The organism is Stenotrophomonas sp. YJH_SMC_20, from assembly GCF_059367845.1.
Genome location: NZ_JCAFRG010000008.1, coordinates 119,719 through 136,769, shown reverse-complemented (window position 1 = coordinate 136,769; position 17,051 = coordinate 119,719). Strand labels below are relative to the sequence as shown.

The 17,051-nt window shown below is 67.1% G+C and carries 17 protein-coding genes and 1 pseudogene; 9 read left to right on the top strand and 9 right to left on the bottom strand.

The features are described from left to right. The first annotated feature begins 3 nt into the window (after positions 1–3). On the top strand, positions 4–375 hold the full coding sequence (locus AC5P6A_RS14685) for a DUF4870 domain-containing protein (RefSeq protein ID WP_019662100.1): 372 nt from the start codon (positions 4–6) through the stop codon (positions 373–375). Between the two features lie 111 nt (positions 376–486). Here AC5P6A_RS14685 and AC5P6A_RS14680 read toward each other — a convergent pair whose 3' ends face one another. The 5 genes from AC5P6A_RS14680 to AC5P6A_RS14660 form a co-directional block, all read right to left on the bottom strand. Next, complete coding sequence (locus AC5P6A_RS14680; RefSeq protein ID WP_058982172.1) at positions 487–1,365, bottom strand: polyprenyl synthetase family protein; 879 nt, start codon at positions 1,363–1,365, stop codon at positions 487–489. After that, positions 1,355–1,615: an exodeoxyribonuclease VII small subunit gene (locus AC5P6A_RS14675; RefSeq protein ID WP_180876523.1), complete on the bottom strand. Its 261-nt coding sequence runs from the start codon at positions 1,613–1,615 to the stop codon at positions 1,355–1,357. Before AC5P6A_RS14675 ends, AC5P6A_RS14680 begins: the two co-directional genes overlap by 11 nt. A 36-nt stretch (positions 1,616–1,651) precedes the next feature. Continuing rightward, a complete protein-coding gene (gene tilS / locus AC5P6A_RS14670; RefSeq protein ID WP_180876525.1) occupies positions 1,652–2,938 on the bottom strand; it encodes a tRNA lysidine(34) synthetase TilS in 1,287 nt (428 codons plus the stop codon). Between the two features lie 712 nt (positions 2,939–3,650). Further along, positions 3,651–4,196 carry a WG repeat-containing protein gene (locus AC5P6A_RS14665; RefSeq protein WP_180876528.1) on the bottom strand — a complete coding sequence of 182 codons (546 nt, stop codon included), beginning with the start codon at positions 4,194–4,196 and terminating at the stop codon, positions 3,651–3,653. Next, entirely contained in the window at positions 4,193–5,899 is a 1,707-nt protein-coding gene (locus AC5P6A_RS14660) for an alkaline phosphatase (protein WP_019660635.1), read from the bottom strand. The genes AC5P6A_RS14665 and AC5P6A_RS14660 overlap by 4 nt, the downstream gene beginning before the upstream one ends. A 153-nt stretch (positions 5,900–6,052) precedes the next feature. Between AC5P6A_RS14660 and AC5P6A_RS14655 the strand changes: the two genes are divergently transcribed. Next, a complete protein-coding gene (locus AC5P6A_RS14655; RefSeq protein WP_019660634.1) occupies positions 6,053–7,387 on the top strand; it encodes a dicarboxylate/amino acid:cation symporter in 1,335 nt (444 codons plus the stop codon). A gap of 220 nt (positions 7,388–7,607) precedes the next feature. Here the strand turns inward: AC5P6A_RS14655 and AC5P6A_RS14650 are convergent, their stop codons facing one another. Together AC5P6A_RS14650 and AC5P6A_RS14645 are read right to left on the bottom strand one after the other, a co-directional pair. Further along, positions 7,608–8,381 (bottom strand): C40 family peptidase, encoded by a 774-nt coding sequence (locus tag AC5P6A_RS14650; protein WP_005414115.1) that lies wholly within the window; start codon positions 8,379–8,381, stop codon positions 7,608–7,610. Positions 8,382–8,512: 131 nt separating this feature from the next. After that, the gene (locus AC5P6A_RS14645) at positions 8,513–9,052 is read right to left on the bottom strand and encodes a C40 family peptidase (RefSeq protein WP_031270212.1); all 540 of its coding nucleotides are present in this window, start codon (positions 9,050–9,052) and stop codon (positions 8,513–8,515) included. Positions 9,053–9,163: 111 nt separating this feature from the next. Between AC5P6A_RS14645 and AC5P6A_RS14640 the strand changes: the two genes are divergently transcribed. The 7 genes and pseudogenes from AC5P6A_RS14640 (at position 9,164) to AC5P6A_RS14610 (ending at position 14,689) form a co-directional block, all read left to right on the top strand. Next, positions 9,164–9,646, top strand: coding sequence for an FKBP-type peptidyl-prolyl cis-trans isomerase (locus AC5P6A_RS14640; protein ID WP_111098588.1), 483 nt, complete (start codon positions 9,164–9,166; stop codon positions 9,644–9,646). 99 nt (positions 9,647–9,745) lie between these two features. Continuing rightward, positions 9,746–10,990, top strand: a complete 1,245-nt coding sequence (locus AC5P6A_RS14635; RefSeq protein WP_180876530.1) for a DUF418 domain-containing protein — start codon at positions 9,746–9,748, stop codon at positions 10,988–10,990. 15 nt (positions 10,991–11,005) lie between these two features. Beyond that, a pseudogene (locus AC5P6A_RS14630) lies at positions 11,006–11,149 on the top strand (amino acid dehydrogenase); the annotation flags it as partial. Next, positions 11,146–12,504 (top strand): glutathione-disulfide reductase, encoded by a 1,359-nt coding sequence (gene gorA, locus AC5P6A_RS14625; RefSeq protein WP_180876532.1) that lies wholly within the window; start codon positions 11,146–11,148, stop codon positions 12,502–12,504. The pseudogene AC5P6A_RS14630 and the gene gorA, both read left to right, overlap by 4 nt. Positions 12,505–12,665: 161 nt before the next feature. After that, positions 12,666–13,586 (top strand): DMT family transporter, encoded by a 921-nt coding sequence (locus AC5P6A_RS14620; RefSeq protein WP_029550870.1) that lies wholly within the window; start codon positions 12,666–12,668, stop codon positions 13,584–13,586. Continuing rightward, the gene (locus AC5P6A_RS14615; protein ID WP_224329410.1) at positions 13,583–13,921 is read left to right on the top strand and encodes an MGMT family protein; all 339 of its coding nucleotides are present in this window, start codon (positions 13,583–13,585) and stop codon (positions 13,919–13,921) included. Before AC5P6A_RS14620 ends, AC5P6A_RS14615 begins: the two co-directional genes overlap by 4 nt. 93 nt (positions 13,922–14,014) lie before the next feature. Continuing rightward, positions 14,015–14,689: a rhomboid family intramembrane serine protease gene (locus AC5P6A_RS14610; protein WP_032128229.1), complete on the top strand. Its 675-nt coding sequence runs from the start codon at positions 14,015–14,017 to the stop codon at positions 14,687–14,689. 104 nt (positions 14,690–14,793) lie between these two features. Here the strand turns inward: AC5P6A_RS14610 and AC5P6A_RS14605 are convergent, their stop codons facing one another. Both AC5P6A_RS14605 and AC5P6A_RS14600 read right to left on the bottom strand, forming a co-directional pair. Further along, positions 14,794–16,377, bottom strand: a complete 1,584-nt coding sequence (locus tag AC5P6A_RS14605) for an FAD-dependent oxidoreductase (protein WP_180876535.1) — start codon at positions 16,375–16,377, stop codon at positions 14,794–14,796. A gap of 76 nt (positions 16,378–16,453) precedes the next feature. Continuing rightward, entirely contained in the window at positions 16,454–16,948 is a 495-nt protein-coding gene (locus AC5P6A_RS14600; RefSeq protein WP_180876538.1) for a VOC family protein, read from the bottom strand. Between the last annotated feature and the right edge of the window lie 103 nt (positions 16,949–17,051).

Here is a 17,051-nt window from a genome sequence, read left to right as displayed (position 1 = left end):
GTCGTGAGCGAATTCGATAACGTCCCGCCGCCGCCGGCGACCACCGAGGCCCCGGCCGACCAGCGCACGATGGCGCTGGCTGCGCACCTGCTGGGCATCTTCACCGGCTTCATCGGCGCGCTGATCATCTGGTTGATCAACAAGGATGATGCGGGCAAGGCCTTTGTGACCGACCAGGCCAAGGAAGCGCTGAACTTCCAGATCACCGTGGCCATCGCCATGGTCATCTGCATGATCCTGACCATCGTCGTCATCGGCGCGATCCTGATGCCGATCGTTGGTCTGGTCAGCCTGGTGTTCTGCATCATTGCCGCCGTCAAGGCCAACAACGGCGAGGCGTACCGCTACCCGTTCGCGCTGCGCCTGATCAAGTAAGTTCGTCCGCACGCGGATACATGCAACGCCCGGCATTGCCGGGCGTTGTTGTTTGGCGCTCGTGCCGGGCCAAGCGCGGTGAGCGCAGTGCCGCAGCGTCGCCGCCAGCAATCAGTGATTGCGCTCCACCGCCAGCGTTGCCAGCGCGCGCAGCGGATCGGCTTCCTCGCCATGGCCGGCCAGGGTTGCCTGCATGCGCGCTGCCAGTTCGCGCAGCTGTGCTTTGGCGCCGTCCATGCCCAGCAGCGCCGGGAAGGTGCTCTTTTCCTGTGCCTGGTCCTTGCCGGCGGTCTTGCCCAGTTGTTCAGAACTGGCTTCCACATCCAGGATGTCATCGCGGACCTGGAAGGCCAGGCCGAGTGCATCGGCGAAACTGTCGAGCTGGGCCAGCTGCGGTTCGTGGGCCTGGCCGCACAGCGCACCCATGCGCACCGCCGCGCGGATCAGTGCGCCGGTCTTCAGTGCATGCATGCGGGTCAGTGCCGCCAGGGTCTGTTGCTGGCCGGTGGCATCGATGTCCAGCGCCTGGCCGCCGCACATGCCGGAGGCACCGGACGCGTGGGCCAGGGTCTGCAGGCAGGCCACGCGCAGCGTGGCCGTCAGCGGCGCATCGGCCAGCAGGCCAAAGGCGCGGGTCTGCAGGGCGTCACCGGCGAGGATGGCGGTAGCTTCGTCGAAGGCGATGTGGGTGGTCGGCTTGCCGCGGCGCAGGGCATCGTCGTCCATCGCCGGCAGGTCGTCATGCACCAGCGAATAGGCGTGGATGAGCTCGACGGACATCGCGGCCGCGTCCAGGTGCTCCAGTTGCGCGCCGAACAGGTGGCCACTGGCGTACACCAGCAGCGGCCGCATGCGCTTGCCGCCACCCAGCACCGAGTAGCGCATCGCCTGGTGCAGGCGTTGCGGGGCCTCGGCGGGCGAGGGCAGGGCGGCGTCGAGCTGGCTCTCGATGCGGTCGCGCCAGCGCGCGAACAGGGCTTCAGCCGTCATGGCTGGGCGGATCGAACGGCTCGGATGCTTCCGGCTGCGCCGGATCGCTGAGCAGGCGCACGCGCAGTTCGGCCTGTTCCAGCGCCTGCTGGCACTGGCGATACATACCGACGCCACGTTCGTAAGCACTGAGCGAGGCTTCCAGGCTCAGCTCGCCGGTTTCCATCTGCTCCACCAGCTGTTCCAGCGATTCAAGCGACTGCTCGAACTGGGCGACCGGGGAGGCGTTTTCGGGGGACTTCTTGGCCATGCGGCAAGTGTGGACGGGCTGCGCGCGGGGGTCAATTCACCAGCCGCCGGGACGCCAACGCAGCTGTGCCCCGTTCGCCTGCAACCAGGCCTGCAGGGGCGCGGCGATGACCACGTCGGCGGCGGCGAGCAACTGCGGGCCATCGAAGATCAACGGCAGCTGCGCGCGGCGCCACGGGGCAAGACGCTCACGTTGCAGGCAGTCCTTCAGCGCGTGCGAATGCTGGCGACCGGGTAGCAGGATGCGCTCACCGCCCGCGCGCGCACGTACCTGCAATGGGCGTTCGAAGGCCGGGGCGCCCTGCAGGCGCAGTTGTCCGCCATCGGGCAGCGCCAATGGCGCGCGTCCGTCCCATTCGGCCTGCCACGCGGGGGGGAGCGCAGGTAGCCGGGCTGGCAGCAGGTAGGCGTGGTCGCGCCATTGCTGGATCGCGTGATCGTGCCAGCGCACACGGGCCTGGCGATCGTTGCCGGCCGGCAGCAGTTCGTCCAGCGCCTGTTTCAGCACCGTGGCCGGCAACGGTGCTGCAGCATGGCCCAGCACCCAGGCGCGCAGCACGCGTGCGGCGCGGCCCGGCGACACTTGGCGCAGAAGTTCCAATGACAGCACGCGCGGTGCCACTTCCAGATGCGCGATCAGCTCGGCGTCTTCCTCGTCCAGCAGTTCGCGGGTCTGCCGGCAATGCGTCGCGCTGCCGGCCAATGCCGACGCCGCGTGCGGCCAGCGCTGGCGCAGCAACGGCAACACCTGCAGGCGCAGGAAGTTGCGATCGGCGTGGTCTTCCGCGTTGCTGGGGTCTTCAATCCATTGAAGCGCGTGCTGCCGGGCGTAGTGGAGCAGCGCGTCGCGCGACGTCGACAGCAGTGGTCGCCACAGGGGATGTTCGCCAAGATGGCTGTGTGCAGACATCGCTGCAAGGCCGTCGACGCCGGATCCGCGCAGGGCCCGCAGCAGGAAGGTCTCGGCCTGATCGTCCTGGTGCTGCGCCAGTGCCAGTGTTTCGCCGTCGCGCAGTTCGGCGGCGAACGCTGCACGTCGTGCCTGCCGCGCCGCGCCTTCAAGGCCGAGGCCCGCGCGCTTGTCGACCTGCACGTGATGCACGGCCAGTTCAATGCCCAGTGCCGCGCATTGCTGCTGGCAATGCAGCACCCAGGCGTCCGCATCGGCCTGCAGGCCATGGTGTACGTGCACCGCACGCAGCGCCGTGCCGGAGGCCTGTGCGCAGCGCCACAGCCAGTGCAGCAGCACGGTCGAGTCGACACCGCCGCTGTAACCCACCAGCAGCGGCGCATCCAGCGGAACGAGGGCAGGGAAGGCAGTCACGGCGGCAAGTATAGGGTGGGGTTTGCTTGGCAGGGCTGCGCCCTGCACCTGCTACGAGCCAGAGCAACAGCAACAGCTGGTCTGCTGAGGGATGGCGGGGTGGGTCCGGTTGCGGGGGACGCTGCAAGTCCCCCTCCGGGGCCCGGCCCAGCCGCTGGCGGCTGTGCGTTCGGGCGCTTGCGAAGCAGTGCTTCGCAAGCAAAGCCCCCTCACCCATGTAAGCTCGGTCGCCGCTTGCACGTGTGCGCAGTCCTGCGCACACGGCAAGACCGGGGTTGGGCGTCCTGCCCAACCCGCCCGAGGCATGCCTCGGGCCCATGCGGCTCACGCCCCCGCAACCGGACCCACCCCGCCTTCGACAGATTGCCGCGATCTGTCGGAACGGCGTCTTGCACCGCTTTGGTAGGTGTCGACCTTGGTGGACACAGAGATCCACGCCATGCGTGGATGACTCATTCGATATCTGACAGATGTGTCGACCAAGGTCGACACCTACCAACAGCCGCCGGAAAACTGTCGAAGGCTGGGCACTGTGGGTTTGCGGGGTGTGAGCCGCATGGATGCGGCGACCAAGGCTACATGGACGTACTCGCGCCGTCCCCGCACACCCACAGTGCCCCGCCATCCCACGGGATGCACGCTGTTGCTGTTGCTTCCGGCCGTTGCCGTTGCCGTTGCGTCTGCAGGTGCAGGGCGCAGCCCTGCCGAAACCCTACTTCACCCGGCGGCCCGAGCGGTCGATGCGGAACCGCTCTCCGCCTTCCATCGGCGTGTGGCCATCGGCATCCGGCATGCCACGCCGGCAGCCGTTGCAGACCTCGGCCACGCCATCCTGGAACGGCCAGGCGAAATCGAAGGTGCCCGGCACCACCTGGCGGAATTCCAGATCGAAGTAGCTCACGCGATTGCCGACGCGGCCGCGCAGCAGGCCTTCCTGCGGCGTTTCCGGGCCGTTGTCCCAGGTCAGCACCGGCAGGCTGCGGCCCTTGCGGTCGACGTAGTGGAAACCCTGGTCGGCGTACACCACCGCTAGACCGTGGTCGTCGTAGTTCAGGCCCTTCAACGTCTCGGTACTGATCTTCGGCCGGTGATCGATCACCTCGCAGTTGGGCAGCGGCCACAACCCGTGTTCGTCGGTCAGCAGCCTGCATGCCGGAGCCTGTGCCGCTGCAGTGGCGCTGACCAGCACGCCAAGCAGGGCCAGCGACCGCGCGAAGCAGCCGCTGGCAGCGTCAGGGCGGGCCTGCCGTGCGATCACTTGGCCTCGGCCTTGCGCTCGAACGCGGTCGGTGCCGGCAGCTGCACCGGCACGCCCTTGTCATCGCAGGTGCCGGCCTGGCACAGGCGCTCGCGCAGGGCCGGGGTGGCCTGCACGATCATGTGATAGATCGCGTTCTGTTCCAGCGTGCCGCGGATCGCCTTGCTGCCCGGGCCGCGTGCCCAGATGCCGACGTCCTCGCCACCGTGCGATTCGGACTTCATCGGCACCAGCGCTTCCTGCATGTAGTCCGGATGCTCGGTGTCGACCTCGCGCAGGTTCGGGCGGCCGTTGGCCGGTTCGAAGCTGCTCGGGTTGTGCGGATAGCGCTTCGGGCCGGCCGGCTGCTGGTTGCTGCTGCCGGTGTGGCCCGGGCCATTGGCGTAGCTCAGCGTGGTGTACGGCTGGCCGGTGCCGTCCAGTGCGTAGTCCAGCTTGCCGGCGCCATCTTCGCCGCCCTTGTCCTTCACCTTGCCCAGGATCGGGTTGCCGCGCGCCGGGTAGCCGACGAAGTTCAGCGTGTGCGAGTGGTCGGCGGTAACGATGATCAGGGTGTCGTCGGCCGAGGTCAGCTCGCTGGCCACGCGCACCGCATCGGACAGCGCCACGGTTTCGGTCAGTGCACGGTAGGCGTTGCCGCTGTGGTTGGCGTGATCGATGCGTGCGCCTTCGATCATCAGCACGTAGCCTTCCGGGTGCCTCGACAGATTCTTGATCGCCGCCGCGGTCAGTTCGGCCAGGCTCGGCTCACCGCCCGGATCCTGCGGGCGCTCGTACTCGTAGCGCATGTGGTCCGGTTCAAACAGGCCGAGGATCGCCGGTGCGTTGGCGGCGGCGGCCAGCTGCTTGCTGTTCCACACGTAGGCGCCGTGCGGATGGGCCTGCTGCCATTCCTGCACCAGGCTGCGCCCATCCAGTCGCTGGCCGACCTTGTCGTCGTACTCCGGGTCGCGCTCTTCCACGGTGGTGAATTCCCCGCGCCCGCCGCCGAGGGCGACCAGCGGGCCGCGCCCGTAGCGCGAAGTCGACAGCAGCTGCTGGGCGATGTCCTTGCAGCCGGCCGCCTTCGCCGCTTCAGTCAGGTCGGTATCGTTTTCCCAGTTGCGCTCGGGCGAGTGCGCGTAGGTCGCGGCCGGGGTGGCATGGGTCAGGCGCGCGGTGGACACCACGCCGGTGGCCAGGCCGGCGCTGTCGGCCAGCTGAAGCCAGGTCAGCAGGCCCTTGGACAGGCTGTCGGCACAGTCGGTGCGGCTGCCGGCGCTGACGCCGATCGCACCCATGTGGGTCTTCACACCGGTGGTGATGGCGGTCATGGTGCCGGCCGAATCCGGGGTCTGCGAATCGGTGTTGTAGGTCTTGCTGAACGCCGTGGCCGGGAAGCGCTCCCAGGACAGCAGGTTCTCTTCACCGGAGCCCCCCTTGCGCTGGCCCTCGTAGATGCGCGAGGCGGCCACGGTGGTCAGGCTCATGCCGTCGCCGAGGAACAGGATGACGTTCTTGGCCTTGCCGGACATCGCGCCGTTGGCGGCGGCCTGGGCAGCGCCGCTGCGGTACCACCACTGCGGGGTTTCGCCGGCCGGGTGGGCGACGGGATCGACGGCGACCTTCAGGCCGGCCGGGGCAGAGGCGGGGGTGGTGCTGGCGCAGGCGCCCAGCAGCAGGGTGGTGGCGCAGGCGGCCAACAGGGAGACGGAACGGCGCATGGACGCTGGGATCTCACAAACTGTAACGGGACGTTCATTATGCCCGCCCTCGCAAGGCACGCCGATGACACACTGATTTGCCGGTCGGGCGGTCGTTCCCCAGCCGTTGATGGGCTATCGTGCCAGCATCCCTTCCTTCCCTCTGGATTGCCTATGAAGCTGGTCTCTGCCTGGCTGCGGATTCCATTCTGGCAGCGCGTGGTCGGTGGCTTCGTGCTCGGCGCGCTGGCAGGCTGGGCGCTCGGCCCGGCCGCGGAAACGTGGTTCGGCCCGCTTGGCGAGCTGTACGTCACCCTGATCAAGATGATCGCCGTGCCGCTGGTGTTCTTCGCGGTGATCAATGCGATCTCGTCGCTGCACGGCCAGAAGTCGGTTGCCGCGCTCAGTGGCCGCACCTTCCTGTGGTTCGTGATCACTGCTGCTTTGGCGGTGTGCGTCGGCCTGGGCGTGGGCACCGTGCTGCAGCCCGGCGCCGGTGGCCTGCAGTTGACGATGGCCAGCAATTACGTGCCGCGCGAAGTGCCCAGCGTGGTGCAGGTGCTGCTGGACGTGGTACCGGCCAATGTCTTCTATGCGCTGTCCGGTATCGGCACCAAGGTCAACGCGGCCGGCGAAACCGTGCTGGCCGCCGGCCGTGGCTCGATCCTGCCGGTCATCTTCTTCGCTGGCCTGGTCGGCTTCGCCATCGTCAAGCTCGGCGAGAAGGTGACCGAGGCGCGCAAGCTGGTCGGCCAGATGAGCGACATCATGATCCAGGTGACCCGCTTCGTGCTGGAAGTCACCCCGATCGGCACCTTTGGCCTGATCGCCGGTCTGGTCGGCAGCTACGGGTTCGAGAAGCTGCTGCCGCTGGGGCATTTCGTGCTGGCGCTGTACGTGGCCTGCGCCCTGCACATCGTGGTGGTCTACAGCGCACTGCTGCTGGCGCACGGACTGAACCCGCTGAAGTTCTTCCGTGGTGCGGCGCCGGGCATGCAGGTTGCGTTCGTCAGCTCTTCCAGCTTCGCGGCGATGCCGGTGGCATTGCGTTCGATCACCCACAACCTGGGCGTGAACAAGGATTACGGTTCGTTTGCGGTGCCGCTGGGCGCCAGCATCAAGATGGACGGCTGCGGCGCGATCTACCCGGCGCTGTGCGCGGTGTTCATCGCGCAGTACAGCGGTGTGCCGCTGACTCCGGAGCAGTACGTGGTGGTGCTGATCGCCTCAGTGCTGGGCAGCTTCGGTACCGCCGGCGTGCCGGGTACTGCGGTGATCATGGCCACGGTGGTGCTGAGTGCGGCCAACCTGCCGCTGGAGACCATCGGCTACCTGTATGCCATTGATCGCATCCTGGACATGATGCGCACGATGACGAACGTGACGGGCCAGATGCTGGTACCGGTGATCGTGGCCAAGGAGACCGGGTTGCTCGACCAGGCGGTGTACGACAACCCGTCCAGCAATGTGGGCGTGGATGATCCCGACCCGACACCACCACGCGCCTGAGGTGGTGTGCTGAATTGAAAGGCCCGCCCTGACCGGCGGGCCTTTTTTTTGGGGGATGGCCGAGGCGGTGTCGGCCAAGGCGGCCTCCGCTTGATCCACACCATGTATGGATGGAGCCGGTGGCGACCAAGGTCGGCAGCCACCCACCATTACGGGCCCAACAAAAAAGCCGCTGCAGGGCAGCGGCTTCTTGCATCAGGCGGCGCTGTAGCGCCAGGGGTCAGAGATCCACCCGGCGGGCCTGCATGAACTTGTTGCCCCAGTAGCCACTGAGCAGGGTGTCCACGCGCACATCCTTGCCCGAGCTGGGGGCGTGCAGGAAGCGGCCGTCGCCGACATAGATGCCGACGTGGTCGACGCGGCCCTTGCGGCCGAAGAAGACCAGGTCGCCCGCCGCCAGCGCGGTGCGGTCGTTGATCAGTTCGGCGTTGTCATCGTGCGCCATCTCGCGCGAGACGCGCGGCAACTCGATGCCCAGCGCCGAACGGAACACATAGCCGACCAGGCCGCTGCAGTCGAAACCGCTGTCCGGGTTGCTGCCACCCCAACGGTACGGGGTGCCCAGCAGGGTCATCGCGCGGCGCAGCAGCGACTGCACCTTGCCGTTGTCGGCGGCGGTGCCGACGACGCTGCCATTGGCGGCGCTGCTGGTGTCGTAGTTGGCGAGCAGGCGGCTGAGGTCACCGGCCACCACGGCCGAGCGATCCATCAGCGGAATGGTGTCGTTGGCGGCCAGGTGCGGCAGCAGGGCGGCCAGCGTGGCACTGGCGGCGGCATCGACTCGGCTGCGCTGCGGAGCGGCAGCCTCGGCCTTGGCGGCCGGTCGGGCGGTGCTCTCGGCCACCGGGGCCGGGGTCACATCGGAACGGTTTGGAGCAGTCTGCGACCAGGCCGGAAGGCTGGTCAGGCACAGTGCCAGGCCAAGCAACAGCGGGCGGGCACTACGTGAAGATACGGAAGTCTGGCCTTCGCTTTTCAGGTCGTCAGTCGTCACGCGTCGGTCACAGGAAAAAAACGATGGGGCATCATGCCCTGTAAAAGCGCGGATAAGTTAAAAATTCCGTTATAAAATCGTTATTTATATAGTGACGTATGTCACAGTTTTAGACATATCGCCTGTTCAGCTTAGCGAAGGACACGTTTCGCGCCCGTGTAGTGGTCTTTCCAGTAGGGGCCACTGAGCGAGTCCAGGCGAACCGTACCGCCGGTACTCGGCGCGTGCACAAAACGCCCTTCACCTACATAGATGCCCACGTGGGTGACGCTGCCGCGGCTGCCGAAGAACACCAGGTCGCCGGTGGCCAGGCGTTGCGGATCGATCCTGGGGCCCTGTACCGCCGCCAGGTCGCGCGAGGTGCGCGGCAGCCGCAGGTCCAGCATCTCGCGATAGACATAGGCGACCAGCCCGCTGCAGTCGAAGCCCGAGTCCGGGGTGTTGCCGCCATAGCGGTAGGGCGTGCCGACCAGGCTGATGGCCCGCATCAGCACCGAGTTGGCGGCCTCGGGGTTGTCCGGCACGGTCTTCGGCCAGTTCGCCGTCGGCGGGGGCGGCGCCGGGCGGGTGGCCTTGCCGCCGCCACAGGCGGTCATCAACACGGGCAGGGCCAGCAGCAGGGCCGGGGCGAGAAACCGGCGCGGGCCGGACGAAACTGGCGTGATGTGCATGATCTCCGGATAATGCGCCACCTTGGAATGGCCGTCATGATGGCGGCGTCCCCGTCGGGCGACAACCCGCCCCAACCCGCCTGCCTCCGGCAGATCCAGACAGAGTTGCGCATGAAGATCGAAAAAGACCGCGTTGTCCGCTTCCACTACACCGTTTCCGAAGTCGGCCAGGAGCCGATTGAATCGTCCAAGGACCGCGGCGAGCCGCTGGCGATCCTGATCGGCCATGGCAACATCATCCCGGGCCTGGAAAACGCCATGATGGACAAGGAAGCCGGCGCGACCTTCAGCGTCGACGTCAAGGCGGCCGATGCCTACGGCGAGCGCCGCGAGGGCCTGTCCCAGCGCGTGCCGAAGAAGCACTTCGGCAACACCAAGCTGGCCCCGGGCCAGCAGGTGGTGCTGCAGACCAACTTCGGCCCGCGTGCGGTGACCGTGCAGAAGGTCGGCATGAGCGTCGTGGACGTCGACCTGAACCACCCGATGGCCGGCAAGGACCTGCACTTCGACGTGGAAATCGTCGATGTGCGCGAAGCCGGCAAGGAAGAGCTCGACCACGGCCACGTCCACGGCGACGGTGGTCACCAGCACTGATCGCAGCGCGATCGTGATGGATGCGACGGCCCGCTTCGGCGGGCCGTTGCGTTTCTGGAACATGGCGCGGCCATCCATGGCGCGCGGGCCGGCGGCATAATGGCGGACCTGCCTGACGGACGCCCCGTGAACGCTGTCTCTCCTTCCCTGCAGCCGGTGGCTTCCGGCGAACGCATCGCCGTGCTGGACGTGCTGCGTGGTGCCGCGCTGCTGGGCATCCTGCTGATGAACATCGAGGCCTTCAGCGGTCCGCTGGACCTGGCCTTCACCGGCATTGACGTGCACTGGCGGGGCATCGATTACTGGGCCGACGCCTTCGTCTATGTGTTCGTGCAGGGCAAGTTCTTCACCCTGTTCTCGCTGCTGTTCGGTGCCGGCTTTGCGGTGATGGCGCAACGCGCCGAGGTGGCCGGGCGCGACTTCACCCCGTTCTACCTGCGCCGCAGCGCCGGCCTGCTGCTGATCGGCCTGTGCCATGCACTGCTGGTCTGGTCCGGCGACATCCTGGTGATGTATGCACTGGTCTCGTTGCCGTTGCTGGCCTGCCGCGAGGCGCCGCGCAGCTGGCTGCCGTGGATGGGCGTGATCGTCTACCTCGGCGGTGTAGCGATGATGTTGCTGGTGGGTGCGATGGTGTCGATGGCTTCGGCCGAAGACATGCAGAAGATGCTTGCCGAAGCACAGCAGGCCATCGCGCAGCAGCGCCTGGTGTACGGGCACGGCAGCTGGATGCAGGCCACCGCACAGCGCCTGCACGAGTTCGGATCGTCGATGGGCGCGCTGCTGATTACCGGTCCGGAAGTGCTGGGCATGTTCCTGATCGGCAGCTGGTTCGCCAGCAGCGGTGCACTGGTATCACCCGAGCGCTTCCCACGGCTGTACGTGCTGTTGCGTTGGGTGGCGCTGCCGCTGGGCCTGGCGGTCACGCTGCTCGGCGTTGCCTGGAAGCCGTATCTGGCACCGGGCGCCTACGACCTGCCGGTGACCGCAGCGATGGCACTGGTGACGATCGGCGGGCTGCCGATGTGCCTGGGTTACCTGGCGTGGATCGTGCGTTGGCGCGCGCGGCTGGGATGGCTGGCGCCGGTGGGGCGCATGGCATTGACCCACTACCTGGCCCAGTCGTTGCTGTGTACCTGGCTGTTCTACCACTATGGCCTGGGCGGGTTCGAGCGGATGCCGCGCAGCGTGCAGTTGCTGTTCGCGCTGCTGGTATTCGCAGCGCAGGTGGCTGTTTCGCACGCGTGGCTGGCGCGCTTCCGCTTTGGTCCGGTGGAATGGCTATGGCGTGCAATGACCTATCGCCAGTGGCCACCGATGCGGCGTGGAGCCGGGCAGGGCTGATCGATGCAGGGCGCGCATCCTCACGTCTGGCTTGCAGCTGGGCATGGCATGCTCGGCATCAGCATGAGCGCCGGCACCGGCCAGCTGATCGCCGATCTCGTCTGCGGCCGCACGCCGGCGATCGATCCTGCCCCTTACCGACCCGAGCGATTCCGATGAGCACTGCACCCTATGATTACGACCTGATCGTCCTTGGCGGCGGTTCCGCCGGCCTGGCTGGCGCGATCCGCGCCGCGCAGCACGGCAAGCGCGTGGCGATGCTGGAGCCTGGCGAACTGGGCGGGACCTGCGTCAATGTCGGCTGCGTGCCGAAGAAAGCCATGTGGCTGGCGGCCGACCTGCACGAGCGCATCGGCCTGGCCAGTGCGATGGGCTTCGATGTCGAAGCGCGCCCGGCGCTGTCGTGGAAGGAACTGGTGATCCATCGCCAGGCCTATATCAGCAACATCCACACCAGCTACCACAAGCGCCTGGACGAAACCGGCGTGGTGCGCATTCCGGCGCGTGGTCATCTGCTCGATGCCCATACCGTGGCCTGCAGCGATGGCGTGCGCTACAGCGCCGAGCACATCCTGATCGCCACCGGCGCGCACCCGCTGCGCCCGGACATTCCCGGTGCCGAACTGGGCCTGGTCTCCGATGATTTCTTCGATCTGCGCGCGGCACCGGCCGAGGTGGCGATCATCGGTGGCGGTTACATTGCGGTGGAGCTGGCCGGCCTGCTGCAGGCACTGGGCAGCAAGGTCAGCCTGCTGGTGCGCGGCCAGCGGCTGCTGGATCGCTTCGATTACGAGCTGACCGATCAGCTGGCCGAGAACCTGAAGCAGCAGGGCGTGCGCATCCATTTCGGCTATCGCCTGCGCGAACTGCAGCGCGATGGCGAACGCGTACGTGCGTTCGGTCATGACGGCCCGCTCGACAGCGTGTTCGATGCGGTGTTCTTCGCCACCGGCCGTCGCGGCAACAGTCGCGACCTGGGCCTGGAAGCGCTGGGCATCGGCATCGGTGAGCACCAGCAGGTGGAGGTGGACGAATGGCAGACCACCAGCGTGCCGAACGTGCATGCGGTAGGTGACATCGCAGGCAAGGTTGGCCTGACCCCGGTGGCGGTGGCTGCATCGCGGCGCCTGATGGATCGCCTGTTCGGGGGCCGCCCGCAGTCGAAGATGGATTACGAGAACGTGGCCAGCGTGGTGTTCTCGCATCCGCCGCTGGGCGCGGTGGGCATGAGCGAGGAGGAAGCGCGCCGGCGTTTCGACCAGGTGAGCATCTACCACAGCCGCTTTCGCCCGATGCTGCAGGCGCTGGCCAACGGCACCCAGCGCAGCCTGTTCAAGATGGTCTGTGCCGGCCCGGAAGAACGCGTGGTGGGCATCCATCTGCTGGGCGAAGCAGCCGACGAGATCCTGCAGGGCTTCGCGGTGGCGGTGAAGATGGGGGCGACCAAGGCCCAGTTCGACGACACCGTGGCGATCCACCCGACCTCGGCCGAGGAAGTGGTGCTGATGCGCTGAGCCCGCAGTTGTAGAGCCGAGCCTATGCTCGGCTGCATTCCGTGCAGACATGGTGCAGCCGAGCGCAGGCTCGGCTCTACAGGGAACCTGGCGCCCCCATGCGATACTGGGCGCCCCCCAATGCGTTTCCGGGCCGCCCTATGCGGCCCGCCGTCGTCCTGATGTCCAGCCCCGCTTCCCGTATCGCCACCGCTTCCCCGCGCATCGCGCTGGGGGGTATCGGCCTGGCCGCGATCGGCGCCATCGCCGCCTCCGGCAAGGCCATCATCGTCAAGCTCGGCCTGCGCCACGGCGTCGATGCCACCACGTTGCTCGCCCTGCGCATGCTGATGGCGCTGCCGCTGTTCGTGCTGATGGCACTGTGGGCTGCGCGCCGGGCAGAGCCGCTGTCCTGGGCCGACCGCGCCCGCGTGCTGTGGCTGGGCTTCACCGGCTACTACCTGTCCAGCCTGCTCGATTTCCAGGGCCTGCAGTACATCAGCGTGACCCTGGAGCGGCTGATTCTTTACTTGAACCCGACCCTGGTGCTGCTGATCAACGTGCTGCTGGCACGGCAGCGCCCGGGCCGCTGGCAGATCGGTGCGCTGGTGCTGAGCTATCTGGGCGTGCTGCTCGCCTTCGGCCACGATCTTCAGCGCGAGGGCGGGCAGATCATCGTCGGCAGCCTGCTGGTACTGGGCAGTGCGCTCAGCTACGCGCTGTACCTGTTCGGCAGTGGCCAGGTGGTCGCGCGCATCGGTGCGGTGCGCCTCACCGCCTACGCCAGCTGCGTGGCCAGCGTGCTGGTGCTGCTGCATTTCGCGGTGACCCATCCGCTGCCGTTGCTGTGGCAGGCACCGGCGCCGGTGCAATGGCTGTCGCTGGTCAATGCCACCGTGTGCACGGTACTGCCCGTGCTGGCGATCATGCTGGCGGTGCAGCGCGTGGGTTCGTCGCTGGCCGCGCAGGTCGGTATGCTGGGCCCTGTTTCCACCATCGTGATGAGCCTATGGCTGCTCGACGAACCGATGGGGCCGGCACAGATCGCCGGCACCGTGCTGGTGCTGATCGGTGTACTACTGGTGACCCGCCTGCGGCGCTGACGCCGGAGCAGGCGCGGGCGCGCATCCTGGCGGTGATCCGCGCGATCCCGGCGGGGCAGGTGATGGGCTATGGCCAGGTGGCGATGCGTGCCGGCCTGCCGGGGCGTGCGCGCTTGACCGCGCGCATCCTCGGCCAGAACGACGACCCGGACCTGCCCTGGCATCGCGTGCTGCGTTCGGACGGGCGCATTGCCATGGAAGAAGGGTCGGCTGGTTGGCGCGAGCAGTCACAACGGCTGCGTGCCGAAGGTGTGGTGGTGGAGAACGGCCGGGTGCGGATGCCGGCCACCGATCCGGCCGCGGCGCTGGATGCCGCCGTGTGGGGCCCGGGCTGAGCACCGCTGGCGACTGAACAGGCTGCGCCTGCCGGTCGCCAACAACACACGGTGCTGCGGCTATGATGGAGGCCGTTCCATGCCGGTGCTCCCATGTTCCCGCGACTGCCTACCGTCACCAAGGCCCTGCTGATCGCCAACGCGATCCTGTTCCTGCTGCAGCAGCCGTTCCTGCTCGGCATGCAGACCTTCGAGCCGTTCATGCTGCAACCGCTGCAGCAGGGCTTCGATGCGTTCTCGCCGGGCGGCAACTTCCAGCCGTGGCAGCTGCTGACCTATGGCTTCCTGCATGGCAGCTTCGGCCACCTGTTCTTCAACATGCTGGCGGTCTTCATGTTCGGCGCGCCGCTGGAGCAGACCTGGGGCGAGAAGCGCTTCCTGCTGTACTACCTGGTGTGCGTGGCTGGCGCCGGTGTCTGCCAGCTGCTGGTCGGTACCCTGCTGGAGAATCCGGCCACGGTGCTGGGCGCCTCCGGCGGCGTGTTCGGCCTGCTGCTGGCCTACGGCATGCTGTTCCCGAACCAGCGGGTGATGCTGCTGTTCCCGCCGATCCCGATGAAGGCACGGACCTTCGTGATCCTGTTCGGTGTGGGCGAACTGGTGCTGGGCATGACCGGCTGGCAGCCAGGCGTGGCCCACTTCGCGCACCTGGGCGGCATGCTGTTTGGCTGGTTGCTGATCCGTTACTGGCGCGGGCAATCGCCGTTCAACAAGCGCCGCCCGCCCGGCCCCCCGAAGCGCCCGAACCATCTGCGCAGCGTGAAGTGAGGCGCGATGCGCCTCGCTTCACGCGGGTAGGTGCCAACCTCGGTTGGCACACCTTGGCCAGGATCATCTGACGCGGTAGGTGCCGACCGTTGGTCGGCACGGCTCTAGAGATCCTGCAGCACTACCTGTGCCGCGTTGTGCCCCGGCGCACCGGTCACGCCCCCCCCGGGATGTGTTCCCGACCCGCACAGATACAGGCCGGGCAGGGCGCCACGATAGCCAGCCTGGCCAACCATCGGCCGTGCCGAGAACAACTGGTTGGCACTGAGCGCTCCGTGAAAGATGTCGCCGCCGATCAAGCCGAAGGTGCGCTCCAGATCCAGCGGTGACAGCACCTGGCGGCCCAGTACGCTGCCAGCGAAACCCGGCGCATACCGTTCAACGGTGGCGATCATCAGATCGGCCACCGTTTCACGATGATCATCCCAGTGACGCCCACCGGGCAGCACGGGCGCCACGTGCTGGCAGAACAGGCTGGCGACGTGCTTCCCCGGCGGCGCCAGCGAATCGTCCAGCGTGCTGGGAATGAGCATTTCCACGATTGGTTCGCGTGACCAGCCATTGCGACGCGCATCCAGCCAGGCACGGTCCATGTAATCCAGGCTTGGGGCCATGATGATGCCGGCGCTGAGGTGATCGCCGGGACCGGGCAGAGCCCGGAAGTCCGGCAGCTGCGACAGCGCGACATTCATCCGGAACGTGCCGGAACCGCAGCGCCAGTTCGCCATGCGTTCGCGCGTTGCGTCCGGTACCTGCTCCGGTGCCAGCATCTGCTCGTACAGCAGCTTTGGATTGACGTTGGCGATCATCGCGCGTGCGCGCAGGATTTCGCCGTTGGCCAGTGCCACGCCCACGACACGACCCTGCTCGATCAGCAGGCGTTGCACACCGGCATCCGCGCGTAGCTCGGCCCCGGCCTCCCGCGCGGCAGTGGCGATGGCCTGGCTGATCGCGCCCATGCCACCGATCGCATGGCCCCACGCACCTTTCATGCCATTGCACTGGCCGAATACGTGGTGCAGCAGCACGTAGGCACTGCCCGGTGTATACGGGCTTGCGTAGTTGCCGACGATGCCGTCGAAGCCGAACAGGGCCTTGATCGGCTCGCTTTCGAACCAGCGGTCCAGGTACTCGGCGGCCGACAGCGTGAACAGGTCCAGCAGTTCCTGGCGTAGCGAAGCATCCAGCGTTGCCAGTTCGCGGCCGAGGCGGCCCATCTGCCAGAGCGCGGGCAGCGCACGCCAACCGCCTGCTACACCCAGGTCCGGTGGCGCGCGCAGGGCCCAAGCGCGCAGCACGTCGGCGAAGATCTCCAGGCGCGCTTCGTATTCGGGTAGCCGCTGTGCATCCCGCTCGGAGAACTTCGCGACCTCGACCTGGGTGCGGCCCGGTGCGGACAGCAGGTAGCGGCCGTCCGGCAATGGCAGGAAGTTGTTGACCGGGCGCGCGACAATGCGCAGCCCATGCGCATGCAGTTGCAGGTCGTCGATCACCTTCGGTTGCAACAGCGATACCGTGTAGGACGCCACCGAGTTGCGGAACCCGGGGTGGAATTCCTCGGTGACCGCCGCGCCGCCGAGAACGCCACGACGTTCCAGCACCAGCACCTTCTTGCCAGCGCGTGCGAGATAGGCCGCGCAGACCAGGCCGTTGTGGCCGCCACCGATGATGATCGCATCCCAGGACATCAGCACCTCGGAAAAAGGGGACGGAGGGAATTAAGTCGCAATTCGCATTGGGTCACAGACAATGGGGAAAAACGACTTAATCCCCTCCGTCCCCTTTTTTGATCGCTGCTTCGATGCTGGCGATGTCGATCTTCTTCATTGGCATCATTGCGTTGAAGGCGCGCTTGGCCAGTGCCTTGTCCTGGCTGGTCACCGCTTCGATCAGCATGCGCGGGCTGATCTGCCAGGAAATGCCCCAGCGGTCCTTGCACCAGCCGCACTGGCTCTCCTGGCCACCGTTGCTGACGATGGCGTCCCACAAGCGGTCAGTCTCGGCCTGGTCCTCGGTCTGGATCTGGAAGGAGAAGGCTTCGCTGTGCTTGAACGCGGTGCCGCCGTTGAGGCCGACGCAGGGAATACCGCAGACAGTGAATTCAACGGTCAGTATGTTGCCCTCCTTGCCGTCCGGGTAGTCGCCCGGGGCGTGGTGGACAGCGGTCACCGCGCTGTCGGAAAAGGTGTTGGCATAGAAGGTGGCGGCCTCGAGCGCGCCGTTGTCGTACCAGATACAGATCGTGTTCTTGTGTGCCATGGTCGGGCTCCGCAGCGGACGAAGGCGCAGCGATAGCACGGGCGGTGTTAACCCGGGATCGTGCTGCATCCGCAAAAAAAAGGGCGCCCGAAGGCGCCCTCTG